This window comes from Achromobacter sp. HZ01, from assembly GCF_003267925.1.
Classification (GTDB): domain Bacteria; phylum Pseudomonadota; class Gammaproteobacteria; order Burkholderiales; family Burkholderiaceae_B; genus Achromobacter; species Achromobacter pulmonis_A.
Window position 1 is genome coordinate 781,468 of sequence record NZ_LWKV01000002.1, and the last position, 16,116, is coordinate 797,583.

A 16,116-nucleotide genomic window follows, 5' to 3' on the forward strand; every position below is an offset into this window, starting at 1 on the left:
GGACCAGGTTCCGGCAGCATGGATCACCCCGTGGCTCCGACGTCCACCTGGGCCAGCCAGGTCCGGTACACCTGCTCGGTGCGCTCGGCCAGCCCGGCCAGCGAGAACTTGCCTTCGACCCGCGCCATGCGGGTGCCGGCCGCGCCCATACAGGCGCGCAGATGGCTGTCGTCGATCAGCGTTTCCAGCGCCGCCCGCAATTCAGGGATGTTCCCGGAAGGCACCAGTATGCCGGTCTCGCCGTCGCGCACCATCTCGCTGACGCCGCCCACGTCCACCCCGATGACGGGCAGCCCCGCCGCCGCGGCTTCGACGTACACGGTGCCCGAAGCTTCCTTCTGCGTCGCCAGCGCGAAGATGTCGCTGCCGGCCAGGATATTGGGTACGTCGTGGCGGAACCCCAGCATGTGGATGCGGTCCGCCAGCCCGATCTCCGCGATCAGCGCCTGCAACTGCTCGAACAGCGGCGAGCCGTTGCCCACCAGCACCAGATGCACCTGCGGCCTGTCCTGCATCAAGGGGCGCAGCGCCTCGATCAGCTCGCGATGCCCCTTGGTCGCGCGCAATATCGCCACGCAACAGACCACGATCGCCTCCGGCGGCAGGTTCAGCTCTTCGCGCAGCGTCGAACGGATGCCGGCCGGCGGCAGCGTGATGGGCGAATAAATCGTCTCGACCTTGCCGGCCGGCACGCCGCGCTCGATCAGGTAATCGCGCACGTAATTGCTCACCGCGCTGACGCGATGGGGCACCCATGTGTACGCCAGCATGGAATTGACCCGGTTGGTCAGGTGGCGGGTGCGCACGATCAGCGGCGTGCCCGCCAGGCGCGCGCCCAGCCCGGCCAGCAGCGTGTCGATGCGGCTATGGGTGTTGAGTATGTCGAAGCGGCCTTCGCGCAGGATGCGGCGCACCTTGGGCGCGCCGCGCACCAGGTTCATGAAGCCGCCCATGGGCAGCTTGTGCACCTTGATGCCCGCTTCGCTCGCCGCGGCGGCCAGCTTCGCTTCCGGCCGGCATATCAGTTCCACCCGGTGGCCCCGCTCGCGCATGGCCCGCATCTCCTTGAGGATGCGGCGCTCCTGGCCGGCAAAGCCGAGGGCCGCCTCGGAATGGATGATGCGTAGGGGACGGTCTGTCGTGGAAGGCATGAAAAATGCGCGACGCCCGTCAAGAATCGACGCAGGCGTCATCGTGGTGACTTGTTCTTGTAATGCAGTCTATGTGCAAGCCGGATGTGGCGCAAATCGCAAAACCGCGCCGAAATGGATGCCGTTGCCGGGGAAATAGATGCCAAATCGCGGCATTCAGGCCGGCGCGAAACCGCTACCGCGAGCCGTTTTTCCCTCTGAAAAACAGTCTGCCGGAGTCGCTGCGAACGGCCGGTCAGGGGTCGCGCCGGACGGCCGCCGGGCGAGAGATCATTATCAAATTTGGAACTCAGTTTCCCGCCAACTGGGGGATAAACGGTGGTGCAAGCGGCGCAAAGACAACAGTTTGGCGGCCCGACGCGGACCAGGCGTTGGGCGCCTATGTTCGGGTGCTGGCCGTGCAGGGCTAGGAAGGCGATCTCCATCCCCTGGCTGCAGATGATCGGATCGGGCGCAAGCGGCAGGATTTGGCACGCCGAAAGGCAACGACCTCTCCCTGGCGCGCCGGCGACGCCATATAACGCAGGCCTCGGTCGCGATCTCCGCCTGGACATGGTAATGCAATTGCATTACCATGCTTTACCTACCCCCGGGAGATCTCCATGCCCACGACCCTGGACGTCGAATCCACCCTCACCGAACGCTACCAGACCACCGTTCCCGAAACGGTAAGGCGTGCCCTCGGCCTGAAAAAACGCGACAAGATCCACTACAGCATTCGCGCCAATGGCGAAGTGGTGCTCTCGCGTGCCGAAGATGATGAGGAAGACCCCGCGCTCGGGGCATTCCTGGCCTTCCTCGCCCACGACATCGCGTCGCATCCGGAACGCCTTGCCGCCTTGTCGGACGACTTGCTTGCCTCCATGAAAAAGGCCATTCACGAGGCTGGAGATATCGACTTCGATGCACCGTTGTCCGCGGATGACGAATGACGGCTGAATCGAATGGCCCCGTCACGGTCAACGGCTGGACCATTTATCTGCATCCGCTTTTTCATGCGCAACTGAAGCGCCTTCAGCAGCAGGTTGAAGCACAGAAACGCAAGGATCCGGACGGATACCACCGACGCAATGCCACGAAGCGCTTGGCTGCTATCGCGAAATTGGCGTTCGAGGTTATCCCTCAAGATCCAACGCGAGCGGAATATCGGCAAGGCGGAACGCTGGGAGATCAGCACAAACATTGGTTCCGGGCCAAGTTCTTCCAGCAGTACCGTCTGTTCTTTCGATACCATGCCGCCAGCAAGATCATCGTGTTCGCATGGGTCAATGATGAGGACACGAAGCGCGCTTATGAAAGCGACGATGATGCTTACCGTGTATTCAGAAAGATGCTGGATACAGGGAATCCGCCGGACGACTGGGATGCGCTTGTGCTTGCAGCAAAACATAGCTGATGATCGCCAAACAGAAAAGCTGTAATCCCTCCTTGAAATATCAAGAATCTGATTCCTGACTGGTGATGCAGAGATGGACTCGATTACGGACTTGTTTGGGAAGGGGTGGCAAGCGTCTGGCAGCAGACTCCCATTTCTCATTTAATTGAACGCATAGGCAGATCAAGAACTTGATCTCTGACTGGACGCCCCTGGAACTCCATGGACGTCAGTGGAATGAGCGGGTGATGGGAATCGAACCCACGCTTGAGGCTTGGGAAGCCGCCGTTCTACCATTGAACTACACCCGCCTTGGGTGTCGTGCCCCGGCGCAACACCTGGGCAGAGGCGCGATTATAGCGCGGGTTGATGCCCTTTCGGCGGGCCGTCTGGCCGGGGCCGGGAATCCCGCTTAAAGCATGTCCCTAATTTAGTGCATCCGGACGACGCCGGGGCGGCGGGCCTGCCACTACAATTCGGGCTATGAACATGAACACCCCCGCGAACACCCCCGAAAACCCTCCCGCGCCGCCGGAGGCGTCCTCTTCCATGTCGCCCGAAACACAGGCCGCGCTGGCCAGCGCCGCGCGCGCGCCCAACAGCCCGGGCGCCACCCACATCCGCAGTTTCGTGCATCGCCGCGGCCATATCACGCAGGGCCAGCAGGCGGCGCTGGAGCGCCTGATGGGCCAGTGGTCCATCCCCTATGCGCCGCGCCGGCTGGACCCGGCGGCCGCGTTCGGCCGCGAGGCGCCGACGGTGCTGGAGATCGGCTTCGGGATGGGCGAGACCACCGAGAAGATCGCTCTGGCCCGCCCGGACGACAATTTCCTGGGCGTGGAGGTTTTCAACGCCGGCGTCGGCTCGCTGCTGCGCCGTATCGAAGACTCCAACATCCAGAACCTGCGCATCATCCAGCACGACGCGGTGGAAGTGGTGCGCGACATGATCGCGCCCGATTCGCTGGCTGGCGTGCACGTGTACTTCCCCGATCCGTGGCCGAAGAAGCGGCACCACAAGCGCCGGCTGCTGCAGCCGCCGTTCGTGTCGCTGCTGGCCAGCCGCATCGCGCCGGGCGGCTACATTCACTGCGCGACGGACTGGGAAGACTACGCGGTGCAGATGCTGGAAGTGCTGAGCAACGAGCCGCTGCTTGCCAATACCGTGGACGGCTACGCGCCGCGCCCCGATTACCGCCCCCTGACCAAATTCGAGACGCGCGGCCTGCGGCTGGGCCATGGCGTCTGGGACCTGATCTTCAAGCGAGTCGCCTGATGCTTTATCCGCCGATCGAACCCTACCGCCAAGGCACGCTGGACACCGGCGACGGCCACCAGATCTATTGGGAGCTTTGCGGCAATCCGCAGGGCAAGCCCGCCGTGTTCCTGCACGGCGGCCCCGGCAGCGGCTGCTCGCCCGTGCACCGCCAGCTGTTCGACCCGCAGCGCTACAACGTGCTGCTGTTCGACCAGCGCGGCTGCGGCCGTTCGCAGCCGCACGCCAGCCTGGAGAACAACACGACCTGGCATCTGGTCTCGGACATCGAGCGCCTGCGCACCGAGGTGATGGGCGCGGACAAGTGGCTGGTGTTCGGCGGGTCCTGGGGTTCGACGCTGGCGCTGGCCTATGCCGAGACGCACGTACCGCACGTCAGCGAGCTGGTGCTGCGCGGGATCTTCGGGCTGCGCCGCGCCGAGATCCAATGGTTCTACCAGGAAGGCGCGTCGTGGCTGTTTCCCGACCGCTGGGAGGAATACCTGGCGCCGATTCCGGAGAGCGAGCGCGGCGACCTGGTGGCGGCCTATCACAAGCGCCTGACGGGCGAAGATCCGGCCGAGCAGCTGCGCGCCGCGAAGGCCTGGAGCAAGTGGGAGGACAGCACCATCACGCTGCTGCCCAGCCCGCGCCACCAGCAAAGCCATGCCGCCGACCGCGCGGCGCTGGCCTTCGCGCGCATCGAGAACCACTATTTCGTGAACGGCGGCTTCATGGAAGAAGGCCAGCTGATCCGCGACGCCCACAAGCTGCGCGGCATTCCCGGCACCATCGTCCAGGGCCGCTACGACGTCTGCACGCCCGCCCGCACCGCCTGGGACCTGCACCGCGCCTGGCCCGAGGCGGAATTCCACCTGGTCCCGGACGCGGGCCACGCCTTCGATGAACCCGGCACGCTGGCGCGCCTACTCGCCGCCACCGACGCCTACGCGCGATAGCCAACTGAAGGAGACCTGCATGCACATCACCCTGAACGGAGACGCCCGCGAGTTCCCGCTGGACACCACCGTGATCGAATTGCTCGAGACCCTGGGCTACGCCGGCAAGCGCGTGGCGGTGGAGCGCAACGGCGAGATCGTGCCCAAGAGCCAGCACGCGCAGACCGCGCTGTCCGACGGCGACCAGATCGAGATCGTGGTGGCCGTGGGCGGCGGCTGAAGCGCCGCCGTCCCCTCCCGCCTGTGACAAGGCAATGACAAGGGCCGCGCAACTGCGGCCCTTGTCATGTCTACGCCTGCCGCCGGACCCGGTTTAGGTCCGCGCCGACGCATTCCGTGCAAAGTGGCGGGCATTCTTGCGTAGTCTGGCAAGAGGCTAGCAACCTGTTACACGTTAACCCCTCTCCCATCCCGGATCTGCGAGTGATAATCGTCCCTGGCATTTTGTTTTCTCAACGCAACACACATAAAGGAAACACTATGGGTCTGCTCAATTTCATCAAGGACGTCGGGGAAAAGCTTTTCGGCGCCAGCGAGGCCAAGGCCGCAACGGCGGACGAATTGAAGAAAGAGCTCGATAAACACGGGCTGAACGCCGATGGCCTGCAGATCTCGGTCGACGGCGACAAGGTCACCGTGGCGGGCGAGGCCCTGAGCACGGAAGAGGCCGAGAAAATCGCGCTGGCCCTGGGCAACACCGTAGGCGTCGCGCAGGTGGACAACCAGTTGAAGGTGCAGCAGGCCACGCCCGAAGCCAAGATGTACACGGTGCAGAAGGGCGACAACCTGTGGAAGATCGCGGAAGCGCAATACGGCAAGGGCCAGGGCGCCAAGAACACGCTGATCTTCGAGGCCAACAAGCCGATGCTGACCAGCCCCGACAAGATCTATCCGGGCCAGGTGCTGCGCATCCCGCCGCTGGCTTGAGGTAAACGGAAAAGGAACAAGCCGGAAGGCACCCATGCGCTTTCCGGCTTGCATCGCGGCAGCGCCCCCTGCTGGCCGCGATTACTTGGCCAGATGCAATGTCTGGCCATTTTTTTGGTTGGGCGGCCTGGCGGGGATTACTGGAACAGTCGGGGATCGTAGGATGGGTGCAGCGCGAGCGTTCTTGAGCAAGAACTCAAGTATCCAGCGCGCGTAACCCATCAGGCGGCGCCAGCCGCCGGGTTTCTTGGCAAGAGGCCAACAACAGCATGCGACGAAAAGCGGCGGCTGGCGCCGCCTGATGGGTTACGCGCGTTCGCCAACGTTCTTTTTGCCAAGAATTTCTCGCGCTGCACCCATCCTACTTCATGCCGAAGCGGCCCAGCCCCTTCATGCCGCCCATGGCGCGCATCATCTTGGCCATGCCGCCCTTCTTCATCTGCTTCATCATGCCCTGCATCTGGTCGAACTGCGCCAGCAGGCGGTTGACTTCCTGCACCGGCACGCCGGAGCCGGCGGCGATGCGGCGCTTGCGCGAGGCCTTGATGAGCTCGGGCTTGGCGCGTTCGGCCGGGGTCATGGCATTGAGGATGCCTTCGGTGCGGCGCAGCTGCTTTTCAGCCTGGCCGCCCTGCAGCTGGCCGGCGGCCTGCTGGAACTGCGCCGGTAGTTTTTCCAGAAGCGAACCCATGTCGCCCAGTTTCTTGACCTGGCCGAGCTGATCGCGGAAGTCGTTCAGGTCGAACTTGTTGCCCGACTTGATCTTGGCGGCCAGCTTCTGCGCTTCGGCGATGTCGATGTTCTTCTGGGCCTGCTCGACTAGCGACACGATGTCGCCCATGCCCAGCACGCGCTGCGCCATGCGCTCGGGGTGGAACGGCTCCAGGCCGTCCAGCTTTTCCGAGACGCCGACGAACTTCAGCGGCTTGCCGGTAACGTGGCGCACCGACAGGGCGGCGCCGCCGCGGGCGTCGCCGTCGAGCTTGGTCAGCACCACGCCGGTCAGCGGCAGCGCCTCGGCGAAGGCGCGCGCGGTGTTGACCGCGTCCTGGCCCTGCATGGCGTCCACCACGAACAGTGTTTCCACCGGCTTGACCAGGTCATGCAGCGCGCGGATTTCGCGCATCATGGCCTCGTCGATGCCCAGGCGGCCGGCCGTGTCCAGGATCAGCACGTCGTAGTGATGACGGCGCGCGTGGTCGACCGCGTTGCGGGCGATGTCCTCGGGCTTCTGGCTGGGATCGGACGGCAGGAAGTCCACGCCCACCTGCGCCGCCACGCTCTTCAACTGGTCGATAGCCGCCGGACGGTAGACGTCGGCGGACACCACCAGCACTTTCTTCTTGCCGGTCTTGCGGCCATGCTGGGTGTGCTGGCCTTCGGTGAGCCAGCGCGCCAGCTTGCCGGTGGTGGTGGTCTTGCCCGCGCCCTGCAGGCCGGCCATCAGGATGACCGCGGGCGGCTGGACCGCCAGGGACAGCTCGCCGGAGTCCGCGCCCAGGTCGCCGCCCATCAGGGCGGTCAGCTCCTTGTGGACCACGCCCACCAGGGCCTGGCCGGGGCTGAGGCTGCCGGCGACTTCTTCGCCCAGCGCCTTTTCCTTGACCCGCGCGACGAACTCGCGCACGACGGGCAGCGCCACGTCGGCCTCCAGCAGCGCCATGCGCACTTCGCGCAGCATTTCCTGGGTGTTGGCCTCTGTCAGGCGGGCTTCGCCGCGCAGCGTCTTGACGACGCGCGACAGGCGTTGAGTTAGGTTATCGAGCATGAGAGGCGTTTCCGCTTAAACTAGTCGATTGAACGGTGGCTTGCGGGCGCCAATTGCGCGCCTTCGGGCGGCATGCAAGGTAGCATGCTTAGGCTCCCGAATTCCGTAGCCCCATCCAGACAACGGTTTCTATGTCACTAGGCATTGTATTTCACACGGCGGCTGCCCTGGCGTACGCGGTGCTCGGGGTGTCGCTCTGGGCCCGCCTGGCCGGCGCCGGCGGCGTCGAGCAGACGGGCAAGGTCGCCCGTCTGTGCCTGCTGGGAGCCCTGGTCCTCCACGGAATCGGGCTGCAACAATCGATGCTGGGCGCCCAGCACCTGTTCATCGGCTGGGCGCTGGCGCTGTCGGCCGCCATCTGGCTGGGCATGGTGGTGTTCTGGCTGGAAAGCCTGCTGGTGCGCATAGACGGGCTGCAATTGCTGCTGCTGCCGGCCGCGACGCTGGCCAGCGGCCTGGCCGCCGCCTTCCCCCAGGGGCAGTTCGTGCCCCATGCCGACGACGCCTGGCTACGCGTGCATCTGCTGATTGCGCTGGCGGCCTACGGCCTGATCACCATCGCCGCCCTGCACGCCATGATGATGGCGCTGCTGGACCGCCACCTGCACCGTCCGCTGGACGCGCCGGCCGAGCGCAGCATCGTGGGCCGGGTGCTGGACTCCCAGCCGCCGCTGCTGGTGCAGGAGCAGCTTCTTTTCCGCATCATCTGGATCGGTTTCGTGGTGCTGACCCTGGCCGTGGGCACGGGTTCGGTGGCCTCCATGAAGCTGACCGGACAGATCCTGCCGTTCGACCACAAGACCGTCTTCACGCTGCTGTCGTGGGTGACCTTCGGCGTGCTGCTGGCGGGCCGCCACGTCTGGGGCTGGCGCGGCCGCGTCGCGCTGCGCTGGACGCTGACGGGTTTTGGTTTCCTGATTCTGGCCTACACCGGCAGCCGGTTCGTGCTGGAAATGATTTTGCACCGAGGTTGACGTGGGCAAGCTGCTGTTCTGGATTTTTCTGGTCATCGTGGTGCTGTTCGTCGCCCGCATCGCCGGCCGCATGGCGGCGGCCAGGCAGTCAGGCGCGCAGGGCCGCGCGGCCGGCGCAAGGCCGCAACCCAAGTCTGTGGAGTCCATGGTGCGCTGCGCCCATTGCGGCATCCATCTGCCGCGTTCCGAGGCCCTGCTGCAGAACGGGCAGACCTGGTGCAACGCCGAACATGCGAGGCTGGGCGCGCGCCGGCATTGAGGAAGGCATAATGCATGTTGATTCCATCGACATGCTTTGTTCCCATGGCCTTGCTTCTGGATCGTCATGGCTGGCTGGCGCCGGCCCCCGGTGTTTCGCTTTCGCCCTCGCCCAACCGCGACGCGCGGCCGGCGGGCGTCCAGGTTTCGCTGCTGGTGCTGCACAACATCAGCCTGCCTCCCGGGCGCTTCGGCGGACCTGAAGTCGCGGGGCTGTTCCTGAATACGCTGGACTACGGTTCGCATCCCTGGCTGGAACGCCTGCGCGGGCTGCGCGTGTCGGCGCACTTCTTCATCCGCCGCGACGGCCGCATCGTGCAGTTCGTCTCCACCGACGAACGCGCCTGGCACGCCGGCGTGTCGCGCCACGCCGGACGCGAGCGCTGCAACGATTTTTCCATCGGCATCGAGCTGGAAGGCACCGACACCCTGCCCTATGCCGACGAGCAGTACCTGGCCCTGCGCAAGCTCATGCCCGCGCTGCGCGCGCGCCATCCGCTGGCCGCGGTGCGGGGCCACGAACACATCGCCCCCGGGCGCAAGACGGACCCGGGGCCTGCTTTCAACTGGACGCGCTTCGGGCGCGACAGCGGTTTTGCGCGGCGGCAGTTGCCGCCCGTCTGACACCCAAAGGACTGGTTATGTTGAAGATCTGGGGACGCCTGAGTTCCGTCAACGTTCAGAAAGTCATGCTGGCGGTGCGCGAGCTGGCGCTGCCGCATACGTTCACGCAGGCCGGCGGCAAGTTCGGCGTGGTCGGCACGCCGGAATTCGCCGAGCTCAATCCCAACCGCACCGTGCCGGTGATCGACGACGGCGGCTTCGTGCTGTGGGAGTCCAACGCCATCGTGCGCTATCTGGCTTCGCGCTACGGCGTGGGCTCGCTGTGGCCGGAAGACGCGTGCCTGCGCGCCGACGCCGACCGCTGGATGGACTGGCAGACCACCGAATGGCAGGCCGCGATCGGCCCGGCCTTCCTGGGCCTGATCCGCACGCCCGAGGCGCAGCGCGACCGCGCCGCCATCGACAAATCGATGCAGTGCTCGAACGAGCGCGCGCTGATCCTGGACCGCGCGCTGCGCGGCCGCGAATTCATCGTCGGCCGCCACCTGACGATGGGCGACGTCGCGCTGGTGTGCTCCGCGCACCGCTGGCTGGCGCTGCCGGCCGAGCGCCCGGACACGCCGGCGCTGTCGGCCTGGTACCGCCGCGTCATGATGCGCCCGGCCCCCCAGGGCGTGCTGACGCTGCCGCTGGAATAGGCCGCAACAGGCCAGGCGCCCGCTATTCGACCCAGGGCGTCTGCGCCCAGATCTGCCGCAGGCGCGCGTCGTCGCCCTTGAGCCGCTCCTGCCATTGCGGCCCGTCCAGGTAGTCCATTTCGGTGAACTGCTGCTTCATCTGGGCCTGGAACGCCGGATCGGCGGCGACCTTGCCCAGCGCCTTGCGCAGTTTGTCGGACACCTCTGCCGGCAGCCCCTTGGGCGCGACGATGCCGCGCTCCGAGGCGAACACCAGATCCACGCCCTGCTCCTTGAAGGTGGGCACGTCCGGCCCCAGCGCCGAGCGCTTTTCGCTGGCCTGCGCCAGCACCCGCATGTTCTTGCCGTGGTAGGGCATGACTTCGCCCAGGTTCAGTCCGCCGATGACGGTATGGCCGCCCAGCACGGCGCTGCGCAGCGGTCCGGCGCCGTTGTAGGGCACGTGGTTCAGCCGGGTTCCCGTGGCCGCCTGGAACAGCACCAGGGCCAGATGGTCGTCCGTGCCCACGCCGGTGGAGCCATAGCTGATGGAGCCCGGCTTTTCCCGGGCCGCCGCGATCAGCGCGTCCAGCGTCTGGTACGGGCTGTCGCTGGCCACGCTGAAGGCGCTGGGGTCGCGCACCAGATTGGCCAGATAGGTGAAGTCGCCGCCGCCAAAGCCCGGCTTGCGCTCGATCGGCAGCGACACCAGCCCGGGCATGTTGGTCATGGCCAGCGTGTACCCGTCGGGCTTGGCCCGCGCCACGTAGGCCAGCGCGATGGCGCTGGAGGCACCCGGCTTGTTCTGCACCACCACGGTGGCGCCCAGCTCCTTTTCGAGGAAGACGGCCAGCGCGCGGGCCGTCAGATCCGTGCCGCCGCCGGGCGCGAACCCGACGACGAGTTCGATCGGCCGGTCGGGCCAGGCCCAGGCGGGCACGGCGGCGCACAGGCCGGCGATGGAAAGCGCTGCGCGCGCGACGATCTTGCGTGAAAAGAACATGCTGTCTCCTGGTTGTTATCGGTAGTCGGTGGTCAGGGCCGGGCGGCCAGGATCTTTCCCGGGTTCATCAGCCCCTGCGGGTCCAGCGCGGACTTGATCCGGCGCATCAGGGCCAGCTCGACCTCGCTCTTGTAGCGTTGCAGGTCGTGCACGCGCAGCTGGCCTATGCCCTGTTCGGCGCTGATGGAGCCGCCCGCAGCATGCACCCGGTCATGCACCAGCGCCTGGATGTCCGCGTGCCGCGCGCCCGCGGGCGGCAGCAGGTTGTAGTGAAGATTGCCGTCGCCCAGATGGCCGAATACGCGCATGGCCACGCCGGGAAACGCCTGGGCCAGGGCCCGGTCGGTGGACTGCACGAAGGCCCGAATGCGCGAGGCCGGCAGCGAAATATCGTGCTTTACGCAGGCGTCGGCCCGGGCCAGCGCCAGCGTGATGCTTTCGCGCAGATGCCAGAAGGCGGCGCTTTGCGCGCCGGACACCGCGACCGCCGCGTCCACGGCCTCGCCGGCCTCCAGCGCGGCCGACAGCACGGCTTCCAGCCGCTCCTGCGCCTGCGCCGGCTCCAGGTTGTCGGAAAGCTCCAGCAGCGCGCACCAGCGGCCGTCGGCCAGGTCCGCGAACGGCATGCGCTGTTGCGGAAAGGCGCGCGTCACGTCGCGCAGGCAGGCGGCCGACATCACCTCGAAGGCGGTCAGCCCCGCGCCCAGGCTGGCGCGCGCACGCTGCAGCAGCTGCAGCGCCTGGGGCAGGCCGTCCAGCGCGACCAGCGCCGTGCCCTGCGCGCGCGGCAGCGGATAGAGCTTGAGCACCGCGGCGGTGATGACGCCCAGCGTGCCTTCGCTGCCGATGTAGAGATCGCGCAGGTCGTAGCCGGTGTTGTCCTTGCGCAGGCCGCGCAGGCCGTCCCAGATCTCGCCTTGCGGCGTCACGACCTCCAGGCCCAGCGCGAGCTCGCGCGCGTTGCCGTAGCGCAGCACCTGCGTGCCGCCGGCGTTGGTGGCGAGGTTGCCGCCGATGGTACAGCTGCCTTGCGCCCCCAGCGACAGCGGAAACAGCCGGCCGGCGCGGCGGGCCGCCTCCTGCACCGCCTGCAGCACGCAGCCCGCTTCGACGGTGATGGTGTCGTTGTCCAGGTCCAGCGCGCGCACGCGGTTCATGCGCAGCAGCGACAGGACCACGGCCGTTCCGCTCGCATCCGGCGTGGCGGCCGCCACCTGCCCGGTGTTGCCGCCTTGCGGCACCAGCGCCACGCCGGCGGCGGCGCACAGGCGCACGCACTGCGCCACTTCATCCCGGCTGGCCGGGCGCAGCACGGCCAGGGCGCGGCCGGTGACGTTCCTGCGCCAGTCGGTCAGATAGGGCCCGGCATCGGCGCCCGTCAGCACGTGGGCCTCGCCCAGGCAGGCGGCCAGCGCCGCCAGCAGCGCGGACGGCGTCATGCCCGCAACTCCGCGGCGGCCACCGGCGTGAGCAGCTTGCCGGTCTCGATAAAGGCCGTGACGTTGTCCAGGACCAGCTGGGCCATGGCGGCGCGGGTCTCGCGCGTCGCGCTGCCGACGTGCGGCATCAGCGCAACCTGGTCCATGCCGGCGAACTCGGCCGCCGGGGTGGGCTCCTGTTCCAGCACGTCCAGGCCGGCCCCGCCCAGTTCGCCCGCGCGCAGCGCGGCCAGCAGCGCGGCCTGGTCCACGACGCTGCCGCGCGCGATGTTGACCAGGATGCCCTGCGGCCCCAGCGCGCGGATGACCTTGGCGTCGACCAGGTGCCGCGTGTGCGCCCCGCCCACGCAAGCCACCACCAGGAAATCGGCCCACGCCGCCAGTTCCGCCAGCGACGGCTCATAGCCGTACGGCGCCTGCGGCCGCGGGCTGCGGTTGTGGTAGCGCACCTCCATGTCGAATCCCGCCGCGCGCCGGGCGACGGCCAAGCCGATGCGGCCCAGCCCCAGGATGCCCAGGCGCTTGCCCGAGACCCTGGTGGTTTCCGGAAACCGGCCCAGCGCCCGCCACTGGCCGCTCTTGACGTAGCGATCGCCCGCGGCCGTGCGGCGCGCCGCCGACAGCAGCAGCGCCCACGCCAGGTCCGCCACGCAGTCGTCCAGCACGTCGGGCGTGACGCTCACGCCGATGCCGCGCGCGGCGGCGGCGCGCAGGTCCAGCGTGTCGTGGCCCACGCCCCAGCTGCACACGGCCCGCAGCGCGGGCAAGGCGTCGAACATGGCCTGGGTGAAACCGTGGCGCACCGAGGTCACCGCCACCGGCAGGTCCTGCAGTTCGGCGCCGAACGCGGCCAGGCCCCGCGGCTCGCGCCAGGCCGGCAGGACCCGGTGGCGGGCCGCCAGCCGCCGGTCGAAATCCTCGCCCAGCGAGGCCACCTGCACCACGTCGTAGCGGGCAGTCACGCCGGGCCTCCCGCGCTGGCCGGAATGTAGTTGGCGGCCGCGGCGGCCTCGGCGAACGACAGGCCGTCGCGTATGCCCTGCTCCACGCGCCCGTCGACGGCCAGCGCCTCTTCGGCCGCGGCCAGCACCTCCTGCAGGCGCGCGCGCGGCACCACCACCAGGCCGGTGTCGTCGCCGACCACCAGATCGCCCTCGGCCACGGGCACGCCGCCTATGGTCACCGGCTCGCCCATGGCCTGCAGCTTCAGCCGCGTCTTGCCGGTCAGCGGCGTGACGTGGCGGCTGGCCAGCCACAGGCCGGTGGCGGCGATTTCATCGACATTGCGGCAGGCCCCGTCGATGACGACGGCAGTGGCCGCGCGCCGCGACGCCGCCATCGAGGCGATGCCGCCGAAGGTGGAAATGCAGGTTCCGCCCGCATCCACCATCAATACCCGTCCCGGGCCGGTGGCGGCGACCAGGCGCCCCACCGCGAAGTCGGCGCGGTCGAAATCGCCCAGCCCGCCCCAGACGTGGCGCGCGGTGACGGCAAAGCCGGCCATGCGGCCCTGTCCGCCGCGGCGCGGGATGCCCTGCACCACGCCGGCGATGCCCAGCGTGTCCATGGCGTCGGACCAGGTGCTGGTTGCGATGGCGGCGCAGCGCGCCAGCAATGCTTGCTCTTGATTGCTCATGTCTTGCGTTCTCCGTCGGTGTGGCCGGTCAGTCGATGCGCGCGCCCGAGAGCTTCACGCCTTCGGCCCAGCGCTGCGCCTCGTCGTTGATGAAGGCCTGGAACTGCTGCGGAGAACTGTTGTTGACGTCGCCGCCCATGTCCTGCAGCTTGCGGGTCATTTCGGGCGTGGCCACGATCCTGGAGACGTCCCGGTAGATTTTCTCGCGCAGGTCGGCGGGCATGCTGGACGGCGCGAACAGCCCGAACCACGTCGCGGCCTCGAAGTTCTTCATGCCGGCCTCGGCCATGGTGGGCACCTGTCCGATGGCCTCGACCCGGCGCGGATGGGCCAGCGCGATCGCCTTGAGCTTGCCCGACTGGATGTGCGGCAAGGCGGCCGACAGGGTGACGAACGCCATCTGCACCTGGCCGCCGATCAGGTCGGTCAGCATGGGCGCGTCGCCGCGGTACGGCACGTGGACCAGCTTCAGGCCGGCCTTGGCCTTGAACAGTTCGCCGGTCAGGTGCTGCGGCGTGCCGTTGCCGGTGGAGGCCATGCTCAGGCCCTGCGGCGAGGCTTTGGCGTAGGCGATAAGTTCGGCCAGGCTATTGACGAGCAAGGACGGCGCGGTCACCAGCACCAGCGGTATGGTGGAGGTGAGCGTCAGCGGCGCGAAGTCCTTCAGCGGGTCGTAGTTGAGCTTCTTGTACAGGCTGGCGCTGATGGTGTGCGCGGCCGTGGTCATGTACAGGGTGTAGCCGTCGCCGGGCGAACGCGCCACGGCCTCGGCCGCCACGGTCGTGCCCGCGCCGGGACGGTTGTTGACGATGACCTGCTGGCCCCAGGCGGCAGGCAGTTTTTCCGCGATCAGGCGCGCGATGACGTCGGTCGCGCCCCCCGGCGGATACGGCACGACCAGTGTCACCGGCTTGTCGGGATAGCCGGCCGCCTGCGCCGCGCTCGCGGCCAGAACCATGCCGAGGGCAAGAAATGCCCTGGCGATGCAGTTGCGCTTGCTCATGTCTTGTCTCCTGTGGGTCGGGTCTTACTGCCTGCTCTGCAACCAGCCGCCCCGGCGCTCTGCGGCGCCGTCGGCGGCCTGCTTCAGTCTGTGCTGCGCGCCTGGCCTGCCTCCTGCGCTTCGCGCCAGGCCAGCAGCCGCGCCACGCCTTCGGCCATGCCGACCTCCGGCTGCCAGCCGATGTGCCGGCCCGCGAGATCGTGGGGAATGTGGAACGCGCCGCCCGATGTCAGGCGCACGGTGCCCGGCGGGTCCGGCTTGATCTCGGGCTGCAGGTCGCTCTTGCAGTAGTCGAGCACCAGCCGCACCAGTTCCCCGGTCGTGATGGGCGCGGGGCCGGACACGTTCACCGCCACGTCGGTCGCCTCGCTGCAAAACGCCGCGACGTTGGCGCGCGCCACGTCCGACACGTGCACGAAGTGCTTGGTCTCGGTGCCGTCGCCCGGCAGCACCGGGCGCTCGCCCTTGCGCACCCGGTCATAGGTTTCCATGATGTACAGCGAATTGGCCGCGCGATAGTGCTGGCGCTCGCCGTACACGGTGGAGTAGCGCAGCACCACATAGTCCAGGCCGGACTTCTGGTAGTACTGGCGGCACAGCTGCTCGCCCATGATCTTGGAGGCGCCGTACAGGATCGCCGCCGGCGGCGCGCCCACCGAATGGAACGGCCCGTTCTCCGCCAGCGCGCCGGCGATGCCGCTGCCGTAGCCGTAGACGGCGTTGGACGAGGCGAACACGATCTTCTTCACCTTGTTGACCCGGCAGGCTTCCAGCATGTTCTGCGCGCCGCGCACGTTCACGTCCACCGCCTGCCACGGCGTCTGCGCGAAGCCCAGCGTCATGTAGGCCGCCAGGTGCAGCACGCCGTCCACGCCCTCGGTCGCCGCCAGCAGGTCGGGCAGTCGCATCAGGTCGCCGCGCACCACTTTCACGCGCGGGTCGTCCCGCAGATGGGCGATGGCCTCGGGCGTGCCGAAGGCGAAGTTGTCCAGCAGGATCACTTCGCGCACGCCGGCGGCCAGCAGCGCATCGGCGGTGTGCGAGCCCACCAGGCTGGCGGCGCCGGCGATCAGGATGCGGGAGTCGGCCAGCGACAGCGCCGCGCTTTTCTTTTCAGTCGTCATATTG

The 16,116-nt window shown here is 67.8% G+C and carries 18 protein-coding genes and 1 tRNA gene; 10 read left to right on the plus strand and 9 right to left on the minus strand.

Annotation, left to right across the window (positions count from 1 at the left end):
* Positions 1 to 23 precede the first annotated feature (23 nt).
* On the minus strand, positions 24 to 1,151 hold the full coding sequence (locus tag A6B37_RS12600) for a glycosyltransferase family 4 protein (protein WP_111825926.1): 1,128 nt from the start codon (positions 1,149 to 1,151) through the stop codon (positions 24 to 26).
* A gap of 602 nt (positions 1,152 to 1,753) precedes the next feature.
* Here A6B37_RS12600 and A6B37_RS12605 point away from each other — a divergent pair.
* Together A6B37_RS12605 and A6B37_RS12610 are read left to right on the plus strand one after the other, a co-directional pair.
* Entirely contained in the window at positions 1,754 to 2,083 is a 330-nt protein-coding gene (locus tag A6B37_RS12605) for a type II toxin-antitoxin system PrlF family antitoxin (protein WP_111825927.1), read from the plus strand.
* Positions 2,080 to 2,547, plus strand: a complete 468-nt coding sequence (locus A6B37_RS12610) for a type II toxin-antitoxin system YhaV family toxin (RefSeq protein ID WP_111825928.1) — start codon at positions 2,080 to 2,082, stop codon at positions 2,545 to 2,547. The genes A6B37_RS12605 and A6B37_RS12610 overlap by 4 nt, the downstream gene beginning before the upstream one ends.
* Positions 2,548 to 2,766: 219 nt before the next feature.
* Here the strand turns inward: A6B37_RS12610 and A6B37_RS12615 are convergent.
* Positions 2,767 to 2,837 (minus strand) — tRNA-Gly (locus tag A6B37_RS12615).
* Positions 2,838 to 3,009: 172 nt separating this feature from the next.
* On the opposite strand from A6B37_RS12615, the gene trmB reads away from it, so the two are divergent.
* The 4 genes from trmB (at position 3,010) to lysM (ending at position 5,666) form a co-directional block, all read left to right on the plus strand.
* Positions 3,010 to 3,801 (plus strand): tRNA (guanosine(46)-N7)-methyltransferase TrmB, encoded by a 792-nt coding sequence (gene trmB / locus A6B37_RS12620; RefSeq protein WP_111825929.1) that lies wholly within the window; start codon positions 3,010 to 3,012, stop codon positions 3,799 to 3,801.
* Positions 3,801 to 4,739 carry a prolyl aminopeptidase gene (gene pip, locus A6B37_RS12625; RefSeq protein ID WP_111825930.1) on the plus strand — a complete coding sequence of 313 codons (939 nt, stop codon included), beginning with the start codon at positions 3,801 to 3,803 and terminating at the stop codon, positions 4,737 to 4,739. The genes trmB and pip overlap by 1 nt, the downstream gene beginning before the upstream one ends.
* A gap of 19 nt (positions 4,740 to 4,758) precedes the next feature.
* Complete coding sequence (thiS, locus tag A6B37_RS12630; protein WP_102773448.1) at positions 4,759 to 4,959, plus strand: sulfur carrier protein ThiS; 201 nt, start codon at positions 4,759 to 4,761, stop codon at positions 4,957 to 4,959.
* Positions 4,960 to 5,219: 260 nt separating this feature from the next.
* Positions 5,220 to 5,666, plus strand: coding sequence for a peptidoglycan-binding protein LysM (lysM, locus tag A6B37_RS12635; RefSeq protein ID WP_102773447.1), 447 nt, complete (start codon positions 5,220 to 5,222; stop codon positions 5,664 to 5,666).
* A gap of 361 nt (positions 5,667 to 6,027) precedes the next feature.
* On the opposite strand, the gene ffh is transcribed toward lysM, so the two are convergent.
* Positions 6,028 to 7,434, minus strand: coding sequence for a signal recognition particle protein (gene ffh / locus A6B37_RS12640; protein ID WP_102773446.1), 1,407 nt, complete (start codon positions 7,432 to 7,434; stop codon positions 6,028 to 6,030).
* A 131-nt stretch (positions 7,435 to 7,565) separates the two neighbouring features.
* Between ffh and ccsA the strand changes: the two genes are divergently transcribed.
* From ccsA to A6B37_RS12660, 4 genes are read left to right on the plus strand one after another with little or no spacing between them, the layout of a single operon-like run.
* Complete coding sequence (gene ccsA / locus A6B37_RS12645) at positions 7,566 to 8,408, plus strand: cytochrome c biogenesis protein CcsA (protein ID WP_102773445.1); 843 nt, start codon at positions 7,566 to 7,568, stop codon at positions 8,406 to 8,408.
* A gap of 1 nt (position 8,409) precedes the next feature.
* A complete protein-coding gene (locus A6B37_RS12650) occupies positions 8,410 to 8,667 on the plus strand; it encodes a PP0621 family protein (RefSeq protein ID WP_111825931.1) in 258 nt (85 codons plus the stop codon).
* Between the two features lie 44 nt (positions 8,668 to 8,711).
* Positions 8,712 to 9,290 carry a 1,6-anhydro-N-acetylmuramyl-L-alanine amidase AmpD gene (gene ampD / locus A6B37_RS12655; RefSeq protein ID WP_111825932.1) on the plus strand — a complete coding sequence of 193 codons (579 nt, stop codon included), beginning with the start codon at positions 8,712 to 8,714 and terminating at the stop codon, positions 9,288 to 9,290.
* A gap of 17 nt (positions 9,291 to 9,307) precedes the next feature.
* Entirely contained in the window at positions 9,308 to 9,928 is a 621-nt protein-coding gene (locus A6B37_RS12660) for a glutathione S-transferase family protein (protein ID WP_111825933.1), read from the plus strand.
* A 22-nt stretch (positions 9,929 to 9,950) separates the two neighbouring features.
* Here the strand turns inward: A6B37_RS12660 and A6B37_RS12665 are convergent, their stop codons facing one another.
* From A6B37_RS12665 to A6B37_RS12690, 6 genes are all read right to left on the minus strand, one after another.
* On the minus strand, positions 9,951 to 10,910 hold the full coding sequence (locus tag A6B37_RS12665; RefSeq protein WP_111825934.1) for a tripartite tricarboxylate transporter substrate binding protein: 960 nt from the start codon (positions 10,908 to 10,910) through the stop codon (positions 9,951 to 9,953).
* 32 nt (positions 10,911 to 10,942) lie between these two features.
* The gene (locus A6B37_RS12670; protein ID WP_111825935.1) at positions 10,943 to 12,349 is read right to left on the minus strand and encodes an FAD-binding oxidoreductase; all 1,407 of its coding nucleotides are present in this window, start codon (positions 12,347 to 12,349) and stop codon (positions 10,943 to 10,945) included.
* Positions 12,346 to 13,311, minus strand: a complete 966-nt coding sequence (locus A6B37_RS12675) for a 2-hydroxyacid dehydrogenase (protein ID WP_102773441.1) — start codon at positions 13,309 to 13,311, stop codon at positions 12,346 to 12,348. Before A6B37_RS12675 ends, A6B37_RS12670 begins: the two co-directional genes overlap by 4 nt.
* Entirely contained in the window at positions 13,308 to 13,985 is a 678-nt protein-coding gene (locus tag A6B37_RS12680; protein WP_111825936.1) for an RraA family protein, read from the minus strand. Before A6B37_RS12680 ends, A6B37_RS12675 begins: the two co-directional genes overlap by 4 nt.
* A 28-nt stretch (positions 13,986 to 14,013) precedes the next feature.
* Positions 14,014 to 14,988, minus strand: coding sequence for a tripartite tricarboxylate transporter substrate binding protein (locus A6B37_RS12685; RefSeq protein WP_111825937.1), 975 nt, complete (start codon positions 14,986 to 14,988; stop codon positions 14,014 to 14,016).
* Positions 14,989 to 15,071: 83 nt separating this feature from the next.
* Positions 15,072 to 16,112 carry an NAD-dependent epimerase/dehydratase family protein gene (locus A6B37_RS12690; protein WP_111826336.1) on the minus strand — a complete coding sequence of 347 codons (1,041 nt, stop codon included), beginning with the start codon at positions 16,110 to 16,112 and terminating at the stop codon, positions 15,072 to 15,074.
* Positions 16,113 to 16,116: the final 4 nt, after the last annotated feature.

Coding starts and splice junctions, on each gene's coding strand:
- lysM (WP_102773447.1), top strand. CDS start 5,220: ATGGGTCTGCTCAATTTCATCAAGGACGTCGGGGAAAAGCTTTTCGGC.
- A6B37_RS12670 (WP_111825935.1), bottom strand. CDS start 12,349: ATGACGCCGTCCGCGCTGCTGGCGGCGCTGGCCGCCTGCCTGGGCGAG.
- A6B37_RS12680 (WP_111825936.1), bottom strand. CDS start 13,985: ATGAGCAATCAAGAGCAAGCATTGCTGGCGCGCTGCGCCGCCATCGCA.
- A6B37_RS12690 (WP_111826336.1), bottom strand. CDS start 16,112: ATGACGACTGAAAAGAAAAGCGCGGCGCTGTCGCTGGCCGACTCCCGC.
- trmB (WP_111825929.1), top strand. CDS start 3,010: ATGAACATGAACACCCCCGCGAACACCCCCGAAAACCCTCCCGCGCCG.
- A6B37_RS12685 (WP_111825937.1), bottom strand. CDS start 14,988: ATGAGCAAGCGCAACTGCATCGCCAGGGCATTTCTTGCCCTCGGCATG.
- A6B37_RS12610 (WP_111825928.1), top strand. CDS start 2,080: ATGACGGCTGAATCGAATGGCCCCGTCACGGTCAACGGCTGGACCATT.
- ccsA (WP_102773445.1), top strand. CDS start 7,566: ATGTCACTAGGCATTGTATTTCACACGGCGGCTGCCCTGGCGTACGCG.
- pip (WP_111825930.1), top strand. CDS start 3,801: ATGCTTTATCCGCCGATCGAACCCTACCGCCAAGGCACGCTGGACACC.
- thiS (WP_102773448.1), top strand. CDS start 4,759: ATGCACATCACCCTGAACGGAGACGCCCGCGAGTTCCCGCTGGACACC.
- A6B37_RS12660 (WP_111825933.1), top strand. CDS start 9,308: ATGTTGAAGATCTGGGGACGCCTGAGTTCCGTCAACGTTCAGAAAGTC.
- A6B37_RS12665 (WP_111825934.1), bottom strand. CDS start 10,910: ATGTTCTTTTCACGCAAGATCGTCGCGCGCGCAGCGCTTTCCATCGCC.
- ffh (WP_102773446.1), bottom strand. CDS start 7,434: ATGCTCGATAACCTAACTCAACGCCTGTCGCGCGTCGTCAAGACGCTG.
- A6B37_RS12600 (WP_111825926.1), bottom strand. CDS start 1,151: ATGCCTTCCACGACAGACCGTCCCCTACGCATCATCCATTCCGAGGCG.
- ampD (WP_111825932.1), top strand. CDS start 8,712: ATGGCCTTGCTTCTGGATCGTCATGGCTGGCTGGCGCCGGCCCCCGGT.
- A6B37_RS12605 (WP_111825927.1), top strand. CDS start 1,754: ATGCCCACGACCCTGGACGTCGAATCCACCCTCACCGAACGCTACCAG.